This is a genomic window from Thermopolyspora flexuosa (assembly GCF_006716785.1).
In the GTDB taxonomy this organism is placed as follows: domain Bacteria; phylum Actinomycetota; class Actinomycetes; order Streptosporangiales; family Streptosporangiaceae; genus Thermopolyspora; species Thermopolyspora flexuosa.
Genome location: NZ_VFPQ01000001.1, coordinates 827,124 through 843,207, shown reverse-complemented (window position 1 = coordinate 843,207; position 16,084 = coordinate 827,124). Strand labels below are relative to the sequence as shown.

Annotated in this window: 11 protein-coding genes and 1 pseudogene; 7 read left to right on the top strand and 5 right to left on the bottom strand. The window is 71.8% G+C overall.

The genetic code is table 11. The features are described 5' to 3' along the window. Positions 1-347: 347 nt before the first annotated feature. A pseudogene (locus FHX40_RS26350) lies at positions 348-1,460 on the top strand (helix-turn-helix domain-containing protein); the annotation flags it as partial. Positions 1,461-1,584: 124 nt separating this feature from the next. On the opposite strand, the gene FHX40_RS03690 reads toward FHX40_RS26350, so the two are convergent. Continuing rightward, on the bottom strand, positions 1,585-2,874 hold the full coding sequence (locus tag FHX40_RS03690) for a TIGR04013 family B12-binding domain/radical SAM domain-containing protein (RefSeq protein ID WP_142261520.1): 1,290 nt from the start codon (positions 2,872-2,874) through the stop codon (positions 1,585-1,587). A 187-nt stretch (positions 2,875-3,061) separates the two neighbouring features. Beyond that, positions 3,062-3,604 (bottom strand): DUF5709 domain-containing protein, encoded by a 543-nt coding sequence (locus tag FHX40_RS03685; protein ID WP_142258305.1) that lies wholly within the window; start codon positions 3,602-3,604, stop codon positions 3,062-3,064. Positions 3,605-3,879: 275 nt separating this feature from the next. Here FHX40_RS03685 and FHX40_RS03680 point away from each other — a divergent pair, with 275 nt between their 5' ends. Further along, a complete protein-coding gene (locus FHX40_RS03680) occupies positions 3,880-4,164 on the top strand; it encodes a hypothetical protein (RefSeq protein WP_142258304.1) in 285 nt (94 codons plus the stop codon). Between the two features lie 65 nt (positions 4,165-4,229). On the opposite strand, the gene FHX40_RS25655 is transcribed toward FHX40_RS03680, so the two are convergent. Beyond that, positions 4,230-4,502, bottom strand: a complete 273-nt coding sequence (locus FHX40_RS25655; RefSeq protein WP_189136262.1) for a metal-sensitive transcriptional regulator — start codon at positions 4,500-4,502, stop codon at positions 4,230-4,232. Between the two features lie 151 nt (positions 4,503-4,653). On the opposite strand from FHX40_RS25655, the gene FHX40_RS03670 reads away from it, so the two are divergent. After that, entirely contained in the window at positions 4,654-5,217 is a 564-nt protein-coding gene (locus tag FHX40_RS03670; protein ID WP_142258302.1) for a GrpB family protein, read from the top strand. A 116-nt stretch (positions 5,218-5,333) separates the two neighbouring features. Here the strand turns inward: FHX40_RS03670 and FHX40_RS03665 are convergent, their stop codons facing one another. Next, positions 5,334-5,819: an ATP-binding protein gene (locus FHX40_RS03665; protein WP_142258301.1), complete on the bottom strand. Its 486-nt coding sequence runs from the start codon at positions 5,817-5,819 to the stop codon at positions 5,334-5,336. Between the two features lie 256 nt (positions 5,820-6,075). Here FHX40_RS03665 and FHX40_RS03660 point away from each other — a divergent pair, with 256 nt between their 5' ends. Further along, positions 6,076-7,368, top strand: a complete 1,293-nt coding sequence (locus FHX40_RS03660; protein WP_170198693.1) for a helix-turn-helix domain-containing protein — start codon at positions 6,076-6,078, stop codon at positions 7,366-7,368. 111 nt (positions 7,369-7,479) lie between these two features. On the opposite strand, the gene FHX40_RS03655 is transcribed toward FHX40_RS03660, so the two are convergent. Beyond that, positions 7,480-8,184 (bottom strand): DedA family protein, encoded by a 705-nt coding sequence (locus tag FHX40_RS03655; protein ID WP_306465717.1) that lies wholly within the window; start codon positions 8,182-8,184, stop codon positions 7,480-7,482. A gap of 1,052 nt (positions 8,185-9,236) precedes the next feature. Between FHX40_RS03655 and FHX40_RS03650 the strand changes: the two genes are divergently transcribed. The 3 genes from FHX40_RS03650 (at position 9,237) to FHX40_RS03640 (ending at position 15,964) form a co-directional block, all read left to right on the top strand. Then, positions 9,237-11,609 (top strand): beta-glucosidase family protein, encoded by a 2,373-nt coding sequence (locus FHX40_RS03650; RefSeq protein ID WP_142258299.1) that lies wholly within the window; start codon positions 9,237-9,239, stop codon positions 11,607-11,609. 80 nt (positions 11,610-11,689) lie between these two features. Then, positions 11,690-12,154: an NUDIX domain-containing protein gene (locus tag FHX40_RS03645; RefSeq protein ID WP_142258298.1), complete on the top strand. Its 465-nt coding sequence runs from the start codon at positions 11,690-11,692 to the stop codon at positions 12,152-12,154. A gap of 567 nt (positions 12,155-12,721) precedes the next feature. Beyond that, positions 12,722-15,964, top strand: coding sequence for an ABC transporter substrate-binding protein (locus tag FHX40_RS03640; protein ID WP_142258297.1), 3,243 nt, complete (start codon positions 12,722-12,724; stop codon positions 15,962-15,964). The last annotated feature ends 120 nt before the right edge of the window (positions 15,965-16,084 follow it).

Sequence of the window (16,084 nt, the reverse complement as noted above, 5' to 3'; positions counted from 1 at the left end):
GTAAGGGGCATCGAAGCCGTGGCCGGGATGAAGCCCTACGCATCGCCGGTTGCATTCGGCCACATGTGCGAATTCGATGGCGTGGATTGGCCGGGCCGATGAAACTTTCCCGCTTTGACCGCCGGCCGCCTATCGGCGGCGGTCGAAACACGAGGGCGGTGCAGGCGGAAGGTCGAGGCTTCGGCCGGTGGTGCGCGCGCCGGGCGGTCGTCGCCGGAGAACCGATTCCGCGTTCGTAATCGATTGACTGCAGGCAGCTACGTCGTGGGCTACGGTGGAGCCGTTGACCGTTGGCCTCTCATCGGCAACGGTCGGAGGGCAACACCCGCGTCAGGCAGGGCAGGTGGATGGAGACCTTCGGCAAGCGTGCGCGTGCCCTCATGCGTGAGCGTGGGATCTCCCTGCGTCGGCTCGCACAGCAGATCAATTACGACCCCGGGTATCTGTCCAAGGTCCTCAATGGGCGGAAACGCGCCACCCCTCACCTGGCCGAGCGCGTCGACGCGGCCTTGGGGGCGGACGGAGAGCCGGTCGCCCTCGTCCCGCCCGACGGCCGGTGGAGAGTGCCGGACGACGCGTCCGACGGCGGGCTCACTCCGGACGACGAGGAACGCCTCATGCTCGCCGTACGCCGTCCTTCCCGCCTCGATGGGGCGGTGGTGGACGCGCTCGCGAAGATCCTCGCCGCGCAGCGCCGGGCGGAGGACGCCATCGGGTCCGGTCCGCTGCTCGCACCGGTCGCCGCCCAGCTCGGCACCATCGAGGGCCTTGTCGTCGACGCCCGCGGCCCGGTACGGCTCCCGCTCGTCGACGTCGCCTCCCAGTGGGCGGAGTTCCTCGGGTGGCTGCACACCAGCACCGGTGACGCCGAGCAGGCGCGGCGGTGGTTCGACCGGGCCGCAGAGTGGGCCGCCGAGTCCGGGAACCCGACGATGGCGGCCACCGTGCTCAGCTTCAAGGGCCACCTCGCGTTCCTGCTCGGCCGGATGGGTCCGGCCGCCGGCCTTTCCCGCGCGGCCCGCCGGTCTCCGGCGGTGTGGATCGGGCAGCGCGCGTACGACGCCCACCAGGAGGCGCGCGCCCTCGCGGTGATCGGCGACCCGATGGCCGAGCGCCTGCTCGCCGAGGCCGCCGAACTCGCCGCCGCGGTCGAGGACCATCGGGATGACACGCCGCCGTGGATCTACTACTACTCCGCGCCGTTCTACCTGCTCGAGCGCGGATGGGTGTACCGGCTGCTCGGCCGCGACGACGAGCGGCTCAACGCCGAGGCGATCCGCCACCTGTCCGCCGGGCTCGCCGGGCTTGGGGACGCACGGGAGTCGGCGTGGGCGGCCGAGTACCTCTATCACCTCGCGTTCGCCCTGTTCCAGGCGGGCGAGGCCGGACAGGCGTGTGACGCGGCCGGGCAGGCGGCGGCGATCGCGCACCGGACGGGTGCGGCACCGGCTGCTGGCACGGCTCGGCGGGCTACATCTGCGGATGCTCCGCAGATGGCCGAAGCGTCCGGAGGTGATCGAGCTGGGCGAGCGGCTCCGCTGACATCCGGGCTCGTCGCCGGCCGGAGCGGGCTCGCGGTACGGCTCAGCCCTGGGTACGGCGGCGCCGTATCCGCCGGGGGTAGGCCTTGGCGGTTTCGGCGAGGCGGACGGCGTGGTCGGCCTGGCGGCGCCAGTGGCCGTAGGCGGAGCCGCGCTGGGCGAGGCGGTCGAGTTCGCGCATGGCGTGGAGGGGGATGAAGGCGGGCTCGGCGTCGCGCCAGGGGGTGCCGGGGAGCGGCATGAAGGTGTGGGTGTGGATGCGGGCGCCGAGGTCGGCCAGTTCGGCGGCGAAGCGGAGGGAGGCCTGCAGGTCCTCCTCGGTCTCGCCGGGCATGCCGAAGATGAAGTCGACGTTGACGCGGAACCCGTGCTCCACGGCGATGCGCACCGCGTCGCGTACCGGCCGGGTGCCGTGGCCGCGGCCGGCCGCGGTGAGCAGGCGGTCGGAGCCGGACTGCGCACCGATGATCACGTTGTCGTTGGCGACGTAGCGCTTGAGCAGCCGCATCGCCTCGGGGGTGACGTGCTCGGGGCGGATCTCGGACGGGAAGCTGCCGAAGAAGATGCGGCCGTTCGGGGGCAGCTCCTCGCGGACCGTGGCGAGCAGCTCCTCGACCGCGTCGAGGTCCGGGTCGGGACCGGGCGAGCCGTACGACAGGCAGGTGGGCGTGATGAAGCGGACGTCGCGCAGCCCGTGCTCGGCCATCCAGCGCACGTGTTCGCGCACGCTCGCGGGCGACCGGTGGCGGAATTTCCCGCCGAACATGAACGGTGTCTGACAAAAGCGACACGTATAGCGGCAGCCGCGGGTGATCTCGATGGGGCCGAAGTGGCGGCGCCGGTTGGGGAAGGACGGGAACGTGTCGAGCGGCGGCTGCGGGGCGGGCGGGGTGCGCAGGGCGACGCCGTCGGAGTCGCGCAGGGCCAGCCCGGGCACCTTGGTGAGCGGGGTGTCCTCGCGCAGCGCGGTGACGAGCGAGATGATCGTGGACTCGCCCTCGCCGATCGCGGCGAGGTCCCAGCCGAGGTCGAGGACGTGCTGCGGCTCGGCGGTCGCGTGCACGCCCCCGGCGATGTGCAGCACGTGGTCGCCGTCGGCGAGCGCGCGGACCGCGGCGAGCTCCTCGGCCATCTTCTCGGCGTCGGGCGAGTAGAACGACCACAGCACGAGCACCCGGTCGGCCTTGGCGGACGCGATGTGCGCCGCGGTCTGCTCGACCGTTTCGCCGAGGAGCGTCTCGCAGTCCAGCCCGGCGGTGTCCATCGCGGCGAGCAGCGCGTGCACGCCGTACGTCACGGCCTTGCGATAGCGGACCACCACCGTCACGTCCATTGCCACACAGGGAAGGGTAGTGGCCGCCCCGCGCAGCCCGCGCCGCCGCGACCAGGCCGCGACAGCGGAGAACCCCAGGTACGGCACGGCCCGCGGCGGCCGTGACCGGCCACAACGGGCCGGATCCGGCCGGGCCGCGGGCCTGCCCGGCGGCGCTCGTCCGCCGGGGCCGTCCCGTGACAGGGCTCTACTCCGGCTCCACCCGCATCGCCGCCTCCTCGGCGCTGAAGCCGCCCGCGTCCGGCCCGACCTCCGCGGCGATCTCGTCCGGCTCGTCGTCGCCGCGCACCCCTTCGTCGGGGGCGACGAGGCGGCCGGCGCGCCGCGGCTCGTCCCAGACCGCGCCCGACGGCTCCTCGGGCTGGGCGGGCCACTCGTCCTCGCGGCCCTCGCCGGGCTCAAGCTCGATCTCGTCGGACCAGGGGCTGCGCTCCTCCTCGCCCTCCCCGGTCTCCTCCGGCAGCCGCATGCCGCCGCCCACCTCGTCCGGGCCGAACATCGGCTGCTCCTCCGGCACCTCGCGGGCGAGCCGCGCCCCGAGCGGCTCCCCCTCGCGCTGCTCCTCGGCCGTGAGCCCGAAGTCGTCGACGGCGATCGGCCGGTCGGCGGGGATCGGCTCCTCCTGCGGGTCGACCGCCCACTGCTGCTCCGGCGTCCCGCTCTGCAGATCCGGGATGCCCTCGTCCTCGAACCGCGAGTGCGGATCGGGCTCCGGCATGTTCCTGCTCACGACGTCTCCCCGAGCTTCGGTCAACCGCCATCTGCCCGGGCCGCCCCGTTCGTAACGGCCCGCGCGGCCGGACGCCGTGCCGTACGGAGCCCCGGCGAGGGTGTTTGCCCCGCCGCCCTGGGGGCACGCGGAGGGGGACACAGAAATAAGGAACGACGGCGAAGGGCCGCACGATCCATCACGATCACGCCGTTCGCCACGGGACCGGCGACCGCCCGAACACGGCGACCGATTCCGAGATCCGCAACCCGCAACCAAGCTCGAAGGAGTCAGTAGTGCTGACGCTGACCGATGACGCCGTTCAGGCCATTCGCGACCTTCTGGTCGGTGAGGACCTCCCGCAGAACGCCGGGATGCGCATAGCCGCCGTGGAGAGCGACCCCGGGTCGCTCGAGCTGTCGCTGACCAGCGGACCGCAGGCCGGCGACGAGGTGGTCGCGCGCGAGGACGTGCGCGTCTTCCTCTCCCCGGAGGCCGCGCGCATCGTCGAGGACAAGACCCTCGACGCCGACGTGAGCACCCAGGGCAGGCCGTCCTTCCGCCTCACCCGCCAGGTGTGACGCCGTACGCCTCCCGCCGTGGCACGCGCCGCGGCGGGAGGCGGCTTTGTCGGTACGGCGGGCCGTCAGGCGAGGGCGAGGAAGAGCTTCTCCAACCTGGCCAGGTCCACCTCGGCCTGCTGGGGGTCTGCGTCCTCGCGCTTCACGCACTGCTCCAGGCCGGTGGCGATGATCTTGAAGCCGGCGCGGTCCAGGGCGCGGGAGACCGCGGCGAGCTGGGTGATCACCTCGGCGCAGTCCCGTCCGTCCTCGATCATCTGGATGATGCCGCCGATCTGCCCCTGTGCTCGCCGCAGGCGGACCACGACGTCGGCCAACGCATACTTGTCGATCTCCACCCGGCACCCCCTTTCTGGTACCCCCCAGGGTAGGACTCCGCGCCGGGTGGTGGGACATTTCCACGGCACGCTACGGACGACGTACCGGCCTCTCCGCTCGCCGGCGAACGGGCGGTGCCCGTCCCCGCCGGGGTCGCATAGGGTCCCACCCGTGATCCTGGTAGTCGACCACGACCCCGCCTGGCCCGCCCGGTTCGAGGCACTGCGCAAGGAGTACGGCGAGGCGATGCGGGCCGCGGGCGTCCCCGTGATCGCCATCGAGCACGTCGGCAGCACGGCCGTACCCGGCCTGGCCGCCAAGCCCATCATCGACTGCGACATCGTGGTGGCCGAGGAGCACGTCGAGGCCGCCTCGAACGTGCTGGTCGGCCTCGGCTTCACCCCGCTGGGCGAGCGCGGCATCCCGCAGCGCTGGGCGTTCCAGGAGCCCGAACGCCTCGCCCCGACCCACACCTACGTCGTCGTCGACGGCTCCCTGGCGCTCCGCAACCACCTCGCCGTCCGCGACACCCTGCGCGCCGACCCCGAACTCCGCGCCCGGTACGCCGAGGCGAAGAAGCGCGCCGCCCGCACCGCCGCCACCATCGACGACTACATCCAGGGCAAGAACGCGGCGGTCCAGGCCATCCTCGCGGCCGCGGGCCTCACCGAGGCCGAGCGGGCCACGATCGACGCCCAGCAGTTTCCCGCGCCGGACGGCCTTCCCGCCGGCTGACCCGGCCGGTCCACACCGCACGCCCTCGGCGGCCGGTACGGCACGGCGGCGCGTCGCCGTACCGCCGCACACCGGGCGCGTCCGGCCGGGGTTCCTCCTCCGGATCGCCGAACCAGCTAGCGGCCCGGCCGCTCGCCGGACGGCCCGGCGTGGACCGCGAGGGCGAACCACACCGCCTTCCCCTGGGGCGTCGGGCGGACGCCGAACTCGTCGGCGAGGTGGCGCACGATCCACAGGCCGCGGCCGCCCTCGCCGAGGTGATCGGCCTCGCGCACCTCGGGCAGGCGCGGGTCGCCGTCCGTGACCTCGCCGACCACGACGGCGTGCCCGGGGGCGGGGCGGGGTTCGAGGCGTAGCGACAGGCGGACCGGTGGCCGTCCGTGGGTGACCGCGTTCGCGACGAGCTCGTCGACCATGAGCACGACGTCGCCGATCAGGCGGGGATGGCCCCAGCCGAGGAGTGTGGTCCGGGTCAGTTCGCGGGCCTTGCGCACGATGGACGGCTCGGCGGGCAGGTCCCAGCAGGCCGTACGCCTGCCGCCGCCCGCCGGTGAGGTCGCGCCGGCCGGATCCTCCGCGTCATGCGGGGGCACCAGGGGCATTCGGTTCTCCCTATCGGTAGTGAGGGCACGTGGCGCGGAACGTGCACCTCGGCTCACTGCGCTGCCGATCCACCCGATCCGGCCGGGGCTACGCCGAGGGCGTACGGATGGTCGTTTACGGCCCGCAGACCCGATCGAGTGAGTATCGTGAACATGCCTTTACGGAGAGTCATCATCGGGTGAGGCTCCGGAACCGCAAAGAGCCTCACATCTGGGGTGGCGGCACCCAGTGATCGGCAGCGGACGGGAGGCAGCGGTGCGTTTCATCTCCGAGCACGTCGACCCGGCACGATCGCCCTGGCACCTGCTCGGCGCGGAACTGCGCCACCAGCGCGAGCAGGTCCACCGCCTCAGCCTGCGCGAGGTCGCGCGCCAGGTCTACTGCGACGACGGCGACCTGTCGAAATGGGAACGCGGTATCACCCGTCCCCATCCGGACAACGTACGGCGGCTCGACGATTTCTATGGGGCCGGGGGCAGAATTGTCGCCCTCCACGCTCTTGCGATGGAGGTGGAGCGGCTGCGTACCCTGGTCAAGGAAGGCTCCGGGGGAAAGGAGGCCGCCACGGAACGCCGCCAGGTTTTACGGCTCGCCGCGGTGGGCGCCGGAATCGGCGCGCTCGGTATCTCCGGTGAATCCGTGCGCCAGGCAATCGCCGCGTCTTATGCGAATGATTTTCGGAGCATCACCGACTGGGAACGGGCATGCGTCGATCATTTGTACGCGCTGCGCACCCGCCCGCCCGCGCAGGTGGCCGCCGATCTCCTCATCGATCTGTTCACGGTCAAGCGGCAGAAGGAGGCCTCCTCACCGGCCGAGACGCTGGAGCTGGAGCGGGTGACCGCCGCGCTGGCCAGCGTGCAGGCGAACGCGCTCACCCGCCTCGGCGACCACGGCGCGGCACTGCGCTGGTGGCACACGGCGCGCCAGGCCGCCGACGCGTCCGGAGACCTCGAGCTGCGCGTCCTCGTCCGCGCCGAGGAGGCGGGCCACGGTTTGTACGGCCAGCGCGAACCGCAATCCGTGCTCGGCCTTGTCCGGGAGGCACAACAACTTCTGGGTCCCGATCGGCCCTCCGTTGATCTGCTGACCACCGAGGCCAAAGCGCTGTCGGTGCTCGGTCGGCACGACCAGGCACAGAAAACCATCGAGACCCTTCTCGACGTCGCGGATAAGGGCGTCACTCCAGACCCTCTCGGCTTTTGGTCACCCAGCCAAATTCACTTCGCCAAGAGCTGGGTCTACGCGGCCATGGGCGACGAGCGGAAAGCGGATATCGCGCGCGACGACGTGCTGGCCCGCACCCGCGATTACCAATATCGGGCGAACGTCCAGCTCCATGAAGCGCTCTGCATGATCGTCAACGGCGGAACGGCCGAAGGAGCGCGCCACGCGGCAAAGGTCATCGACGACCTCGAACCCGCCTATCGCAGCCACCACATCATGCACACCGGACGGCTCGTGCTGCGCGCCGTGCCGCCGACGCAGCAGGAGTGGCCGGAGGTCACCGAACTCCGCGAGCTGCTGCGCCGACGACCCACTACATAGATCGTCAGGCGGGCTCACCGGCAAGACGCCTGCACCGCATGTGCCGGAACCGCAGGCGTCTCGTGGCCCATCCGTTCGGCGAACGCTCCCGGCACGGACGAAAGCGGTCCGCTAGCCATGTGCCCGAGGGCCGCTTTCGGCCTCCTCCCGGGCACGTCTGGCACGTCGTTCGCGGCGCAGGCGGCGGAGCCGTACGGCCACGAAGGCGGTGAGCGCCGTCGCGCAGGCGACGAGGACGAACGTGGAGAGCGGGGCGACGTACCGCTCCACGAGGGGCCAGTTCGCGCCGAGCAGGTAGCCCGCGAGGACGAAGAGCGTGTTCCAGACGAGGCTGCCCAGGGTGGTGAAGACCAGGAAGACGGGCAGCGGCATGCGCTCGATTCCGGCGGGCACCGAGATGGCGCTGCGGATCAGCGGCACCATGCGGCCGAAGAACACGCTCGCCGGGCCGTACCGGGCGAACCACGCCTCGGCCTTGCGCAGGTCGTCGGCCCCGAGCAACGGCATGCGCTCGACCACGGCGAGCAGGCGCTCGCGGCCGAACAGCGCGCCCAGGCCGTAGAGCACGAGCGCCCCGGCGACCGAGCCGGCCGTCGTCCAGGCGATCGCGGCGTACAGGTTGAGGTGGCCCCGGTTCGCGGCGAAGCCCGCGAGCGGGAGGATCACCTCGCTGGGGATCGGCGGGAAGAGGTTCTCCAAGGCGACGGCGATGGCGGCGCCGGGCTCGCCCAGGGCCTCCATCAGCCCGATCACCCAGCCCTCGATGCCATCCGGCGGCGGCTCGTGCACGTCGGCGTCCATACCTGAAACTTCCACTGGGGGAACACCGGAAACCGGATGCACTCCGCAATGCGGGTAAGGCCCCCTGACCCCACACCGTGACGTCCCGGCGGACGGCCGGCGCCGCCGCAGGGCGAGCCGGGCGAAAAGCCACGCGGCGGAGGCGAGTGTGTTTCGGATCCGCGGCCCGGCCGGTGCCGGGCATGACATCGCTGTCAACCGGAGGGTTTGGCCGCTTGACGCCCGGCGACGTGCCGTTCTACGGTGTTCCCGCGATGCTGAAGTTTTCAAAAGAATGCCGAAAATTTTCGAACGAAGACCGCCGGACGTTTCGTCAGGACCTCCGGAGGGCGGTCGCCGCAACCCGCGAGGTCACGGCCCGGCGGTGAGCGTCGTCCACCTTGGCGGTACCGGAGCGATCGGCTCGGCCCAGCGGGTCGGGCCGTTGAGTCGTGTCCGCGAAACGCGCGGGCCCGCCCGGCGTCCGCCGTCACCGCAGGCCCCGCCGCCCCCTGTCACCGCACGTGACGCGGTGGCCCACCGCGCGGCGGTCACGGCATTCCCCGCATCGCCGCCCGGCCGTCGCCGCCCGCGCGTCCGCTTCGGCATCGCGTCGATGTACCACGAGTCGTCACCGGCGCCCGCGACGAGCGCGCCCCGTCCAGCCCACGGGCGCGGCCTTCCGGTCACCGTTCCGCGGCCGTCGACCGTCCGTCCCGACGGCCGAGGCGTCCGGGTGCGTCCGAGACCCTCGCCGAGCACGGCCGCCCGCCGCCGTCCCCGGCCCGGCCCGGCTCTCGGCGATGGTCGGCATGGCGCCGGGCAGCACACGATCACAAATTCCGAATACGCCCCGTCGTACCGGCCCGTGACCTGGCCGGTCGGCGTCCGGCACCTGCGCCGACGGCATGCCGTCCCCGCCGCGCAGACCCCGCCGGGCGCCGCCGGTGCGCTCCCGCTGGTCAAGGCCCACCGCCGCGCCGTACCGGCGTCGGCGGAGCTGGCATTGGCGGCGCGGTGATGCCGGCCCGCCACCGGCGCCCGCCCGCCCGACGGCGGACGGCTGGACCGACCGAACGGAGTACATCATGGCTGTAGAAACCGGCACGTCGCCGGAGGTGTGGAAGGACGCGAGCGTGCCGGACGAGGCCCGCGTCGAGGCGCTCATGTCCCGCATGAGCGTGGCCGAAAAGGTCGCCCAGCTCTACGGAGTGTGGGTGGGCATCGACAACGAAGACGGCGAGATGGCCCCCCACCAGCACGAGTTCGGCGTGCTCACGGTGAGCTGGGAAGAGCTGGTGCGTGACGGCATCGGGCAGCTCACCCGACCCTTCGGCACCCGGCCCGTCTCGGTGGTGAAGGGCGCGGCATCGCTCGCCGCGGCCCAGCGGTCGATCGTCGAGTCCGGGCGCTGGGGCATCCCCGCCCTGGTGCACGAGGAGATCCTCACCGGGCTCGCCGCCTGGAAGGCCCCGGTCTTCCCCAACCCGCTGGTCTGGGGCGCCACCTTCGACCCCGACCTCATCGAGCGTATGGGCGCGAAGATCGGCTCGACCATGCGCCGCCTCGGCGTGCACCAGGGCCTCGCCCCCGTGCTCGACGTCGCCCGCGACCTGCGCTGGGGCCGGGTCGAGGAGACGATCGGTGAGGACCCGCTGCTCGTCGGCCTGATCGGCAGCGCGTACGTGCGCGGCGTGCAGTCGGCGGGCGTGATCGCCACGCTCAAGCACTTCGTCGGCTACTCTGCCTCGCGCGCCGGGCGCAACCTCGCCCCCGTCTCGGCCGGGCCCCGGGAGCTCGCCGACATCCTGCTGCCGCCGTTCGAGATGGCGCTGCGCGCCGGGGCGGACTCGGTGATGAACTCCTACGCCGACATCGACGGCGTTCCCGTCGCCGCCGACCGCCGGCTCCTCACCGAGCTGCTGCGCGACACCTACGGCTTCACCGGCACGGTCGTCGCCGACTACTTCTCCATCCCGTTCCTGCAGACGCTGCACAACGTCGCGGGCTCGCCCACCGAGGCGGCGCGGCTCGCCCTCGAGGCGGGCATCGACGTCGAGCTGCCCACCGTCAACTGCTTCGGCAAGGACCTCGTGCAGGCCGTGCAGGCGGGCGAGATCGACATCGCCCTCATCGACCGCGCGCTGCGCCGGGTGCTGCTGCAGAAGTGCCGGCTCGGCCTGCTCGACGCCGACTGGGACCCCGAGCCCGCGGTACTGCGGGAGGCCGCCGAGGCCGCCAAGGCGGACGAGAACTTCGAGGACATCGCGCTCGACGACGCCGAGGCGCGCGCGATCGCGGGTGAGATCGCCCGCCGCGGCATCGTGCTGCTCGCGAACAACGGCGGCCTGCCGCTGCGGCCCGGGCAGCGGATCGCCGTGGTCGGCCCGCGCGCGCACACCCCGAACGCGATGATGGGCTGCTACTCGTTCCCGCTGCACGTGGGCGTGCACCACCCCGAGGTGGAGCTCGGCATCGAGGTGCCCACCGTGGTCGACGCGCTGCGCGCCGACCCCAACGGCTACGACGTTCGGTACGAGCAGGGCGTCCCGGTGGTCGGCGGGGACGACGAGGGCATCGCGGCCGCGGCCCGGGCGGCCGCCGATGCCGACGTCTGCCTCGCCGTGCTCGGGGACGAGGCCGGGCTGTTCGGCCGCGGCACCTCGGGCGAGGGCTGCGACGTCGCCGACCTGCGCCTGCCCGGGCGCCAGGAGGAGCTGCTGGAGGCCGTGCTCGCCACCGGCACGCCCGTGGTGCTCGTGCTCATGTCCGGCCGGCCGTACGAGCTGGCGCGGCAGATCGACCGGCTCGCCGCCGCCGTGTGCGCCTTCTACCCCGGCGAGGAGGGCGCGGCCGCGCTCGCCGACCTGCTCGCGGGCCGGGTCGACTTCTCCGGCCGCCTGCCCGTCTCGTTCCCCGGCAAGTGCCCGGTGCAGCCGTCGACGTACCTCGCGGCGCCGCTGGGGCAGCGCAGCCAGGTGAGCTCGAGCGACCCCTCCCCGCTGTTCCCGTTCGGCCACGGCCTGTCGTACCACCCCGCCACCTGGGTGGAGGTCTCCGGCGGCCCGACCGGCGAGTGGGCGACCGACGGCACGTACGACGTGCGGGTGGTGCTGCGCAACGAGGCCGACGTCCCGGTCTCCGAGGTGGTCCAGATCTACCTGCACGACCCGGTGGCCGAGGTGGCGCGGCCGGTGCAGGCGCTCGTCGCCGCCCAGCGGGTGGAGCTGCCGGCGGGCGCCACCCGTGAGGTCACCATCACCCTGCACGCCGACCAGACCTCGTACACCGGCGTGGCCGGCGTGCGCCAGGTCGACCCCGGCCAGGTGGAGCTGCGGGTCGGCGCCTCCAGCGCGGACATCCGCAAGACCCTGCAGGTCACGATGACCGGTCCGCGGCGTGAGGTCGGCTTCGACCGGGTCATGACCGCCACCGCCACGGTGACGGACCCGAACGCCTGATCCTCCGTACCGCCACAGGCAGCCCGGGCGGCGGCCCGGCTCCCTCCGGGGGCCGCCGTCCGGGCGGTACGGTTGTGCCGATGACCCTCGATCCCGCCGCCTGGTTCGCGTCCCTGCCCGCCCACTTCGCCTCGGCGAGCGTGCTGTTCACCGACGCCGACGACCGCGTCCTGCTGGTGAAGCCCAACTACCGCCCCGGCTGGTCGATCCCCGGCGGCGTGATGGAGGCCGCCGAGTTTCCCCATCAGGCCGCCGAGCGCGAGGTCTTCGAGGAGCTGGGCCTGCGCGTGACCCCCGGCGAGCTGCTCGTCGTGCACTGGCAGCTGCCCGACGGCAACCGTCCGCGCAGCCTCGTCACCTTCGTCTTCGACGGCGGCACGCTCCCTCCTGACGCGAAGGTCACGTTGCAGGAGGAGGAGCTGGACGAGTACGGCTTCTTCCCCTGGTCACAGGCGGCCGAGCTGCTCCCCGAGCCGGTCCGGCCACGGCTGCTCGCCGCCCGTGACGCCCGCAAGCAGGGCCGGGCCGTCTACCTGTACGGCTGACGCGCGGGCCGTGCCGTACCCGGCTCGACCGGGGCGGCTGCCCGCCGGAAGGCGGCGCCGCCCTTCCCGCCGATCCGGCCACCGGGCACGGTTACCCACGCAGCCCTCGGTTAATATTGCACCAAACCTGCTTATATCGGATAAAAATAAACAAAACTGCACATTACCGAAATATCCATAATACCACTTTACGGTCTCCGTGTAACCCCGATAACCGATTACGACTTTCACCGCGTGACCCCCGTAATGTTAGAGCTATACATTCCCATGGCTTTTGACTAACCTGTTCCCCCACAATTCGCCTATCGGGCGCTTGATCGGCCGAAAGACCTGGGCACCGGCTTGCTGTTATCAGGGTGGGGGAATGCCAATGCCGTACGGTCGGGGCAGGGCGATCGAACTCGTTCACCGATTCTCGGTCCGGGACGGCAGCGCACCGCAGCCCGCACCCGTGATCATATTCGTGGGGCACCGGGGCAGCGGAAAGTCGACCCTGCTCGAGCTGCTGGTGGAAGTTCTCGATCAGAACGTCCCCTACGCGCACCTCCGTTTCCCGGCCGATGACAAATGGCCGATCCCCAAGGTGCTCAGCCTCCTGGTGCAGGACCTGAACGCGCACTGCGCCGCCTACGGCCGCCGGCGCACTGCGCCGCCTACGGCCGCCGCATCGCCTTCCCGCGTTTCATCGTCGGCAGCCTGGTCCTGCAAGCCGAGATCGACCACACCGACCCGGACTCGGCCCGTGCCCAGATCCGCGACCTTCTGGCGCGGCACAGAAACCTGCACACGCTCGAGGACTCCATCGCCCAGATGCTCAAGGCGCTCACTCCGGGCATCGGCGACGCGGCCTTGCGTACCGCCATCGACCTGCTCGTCAAGAGCGTCGCATCCCGGTGGATCCGAACCGGCGCGCTCCTGGGGAAGGGCGCGAAGTGGTACTCCCATCAGGACCACGGGCCCGCGAGGGACTACCTGGATGAGCTGCGCAAGCTCAACCGCCTGGCGCAGTCGGCCGACCAGGGCGGAAGGCAGGTCGACGCGGTCATGCTCCGGGCGTTCCTCGCCGACCTGCGTGACGACTTCGAACGCCACGGCCGGGACCGCGGTTCCAATTGCCTGATACTTCTCGACAACGCGGACACACCGTCCGGAAGAGCGTTCCTCGAACTGCTCAGAAACGCCTTTCACGACTCTGACGAGGACAGCCCCATCACGGTGGTGGCCACCAGCCGGGGCCCTCTCGTGGCGCCGTACGCGACGTCGGACGAGCCGTTCCCGACGACGGACGAGGCGAGCGTCGCCGACTATCTCGGCAAAGGGCGCTGGTGCTACCCGGTACGGCTCACCGACCTCACCGTGGACCAGGTCAAGGCCATGGTAAGAAAGGCCGACGCCGGCGACCCCGAGAAGATCGCGCCCGCCGTACACCGGTTCACCCGGGGGCACGCCGGGGCGACGGCCGAGGTGGTCCGCGCGATCAAGGAGATGCGCGACCGGCTGGGTGACCACGCGGTCGACCTGCGTAAGGTGGTCGACCACGTGCCTTTCGGGGTCGACGGCGGCAGGGCCGTACGGGAACGGCTGCTCGACATGTTCCTCGACGGCCTCCCGGCGAAGACGCGGGACCATCTGATCACGTGCGCGGCGGCGCGGGACCATCGCGAGGCGGGTGAGCTGGTCGGCCCGGGAAGACCGATCGGCAGGGACGGCGCCGCGGTACTGAGTGAGACCACGATCTGGCTTCCCGGGGTCACCGCAGGCCCGGCGAGGATGCACCCCGTGCTGCGCCGGCTGCTGCTCGACCGCCTCGCCAGGCGGCACCCCCAGGCGCCCAACGGCTGGACGGCCGTGCACGAGCTGCTGCGCTCCCGGGCCGCGAACAAGGCCGGGGAGCTCCACCACGCCCTCGCCCTGGGCAAGGTGGAGGAGGTCGTCGACGAGCTGACCCGGCGCCTGCGCGATCCCGGCATGGGGGTCAAGGCCTGGCTCACCCTCCTCGAGAAGGTGGCGACGGCCCCGCATCGCGAGCCGTTCAAGAAGGCGCCGGTGGACCACGCGCAGGAACTGGCTCGCGGCGTCACCCCCACCGACGAGCTCACCGTACAGGTCGCACGCCTGCTCACCGCGCTGTGGGTGGCCAACGAGCCGCTTGCCCGCGGCGACCGGACCGCACTCCTCACCCTTGTCAACGACGCCTTCGAGAAGGTGGCGATCGAGTGCCCGAAAACCGGCGCGATGATGGAGGCGAAGACCGAGTTCCTCCGCCGGGTGCAGGGCGAGGAGGGCCACCTGCGCGACATCGGCGGCCCGCGGAACCCGTGGTCGCCGCCGCGCCGACGCCGCCGGTGGCTGGTCGCGCTGATCGTGGCCCTGGTGCTGATAGTGGTGGCGCCGCTGATCATCTGCTGGATTCGCGGCTGTGGGATCTTCGCTCCCACGTGCGCATCCGGCGTGCCCAAGGTCGAGGTCGAGGTGGCCAAGGGGGAGACCCGCGAGGAGTGCGTGGGGGTGACGGACTCCTTCGCGTTCGAGCCGCGATTCCGGCACGTCGTCGACACGCTGGCCAAGGAGAACGCGTACGCCACCGAGGGGGGCCCGGGCAGCTACGTGACGATCGCGTTCCTGGGCCCGCTCACCAACCCGGACCCGCGGGTCGTTCACCAGCTTGAGGGCGCGGTGACCGCGCAGCACCGCAGCAACCGGGAGGCGCTCGTCGGCGACCGGCCGCGCATCCGGATGGTGCTGGCGAACACGAGCAGCACTGCGGCCCACTGGCGGAAGGTGACCGACGACCTCGTGGACATGACCAAAGAGCAGGACCGGCTCGTGGCGGTGGCGAGCATGGGGCTCAGCCAGGACGAGACGAGGTGGGCGGCCGAACGGCTGAGCGGAGTCAAGCTGCCGATGGTGGTCGACATCGTGACCTCCGAGGAGATCGACAAGAACGCGGTGAACGGCATCGCCCGGGTGAGCCCGACGACCGACGAGGAGCTGGCGGCGCTCGGCCGGTACGTACCGGAGAAGAGCCGCCTGCGCCGGGCGATGATGGTGAGTTACAGCCAGGAGAACGATCTCTACACCCGCTCCCTGGTCCGCGGGTTCGAAAGGCACTTCGCCGACCTGTGGCGACGCGGCGGCAGGATCAACAACCCGTTCGGCGAGGACCCCGCCAACGAGTTCCGGACCATCATCGGCAACCTGTGCAGCGAGAACGCCCCGGACACCGTGCTGTACGCCGGGCGGGGCAAGGACCTGCCGTTGTTCCTCGCCTACCTCGGCAACCGGAACTGCCACCCGGAGCGGATCACGGTCCTCACCGGCTCCGACGCGGTCCGGCTCATGAGCGACACCGCGGAGAACGCGCCGGGCATCGCCGCGCTCCGGTCGTCGCACAACCCCATCTCGCTGCTGTACGTGCCGCTCGCCGAGCCGTCCGTGCTGCGTGACCCGTCGAAGAACCCGGCGGCGGCGCAGTACCTGAAGTTCGAGCAGTCCTTCCAGGGGCTCGGCTTCGCCACCGCCGACCTGTCCACCGGCTGGGCGATCATGGCGCACGACGCCGTGCTCACCGCCGCCCACGCGGTACGGCGCGCCGCGCTCTCCGGCGAGCTGCCCGAGCCGGCCGCGGTGCGCAACCAGATCTACCTCATCACCTCGGCCGCGAACAGCGTGCCGGGGGCGTCCGGCGAGATCCGGATCGACTCCGCCACCGGTAACCGGATCTCGCAGCTCCTCCCGGTGCTGCGGTTCCGGCCCGGCGAGGAGCCCGAACTCCTCGGCCTGTACGACAGCGCGAAACTCCGCCGCTGACCCGGCGTCGGCGCGGGCCGGGGTCGTCGCCTCGGTCGTTCAATACGTATCCGTGCGACGCATGTCGTCCTCGCGGGTACCGGATACGACAGGCGACGCGACCCCGGCCCGCGCGTGTGT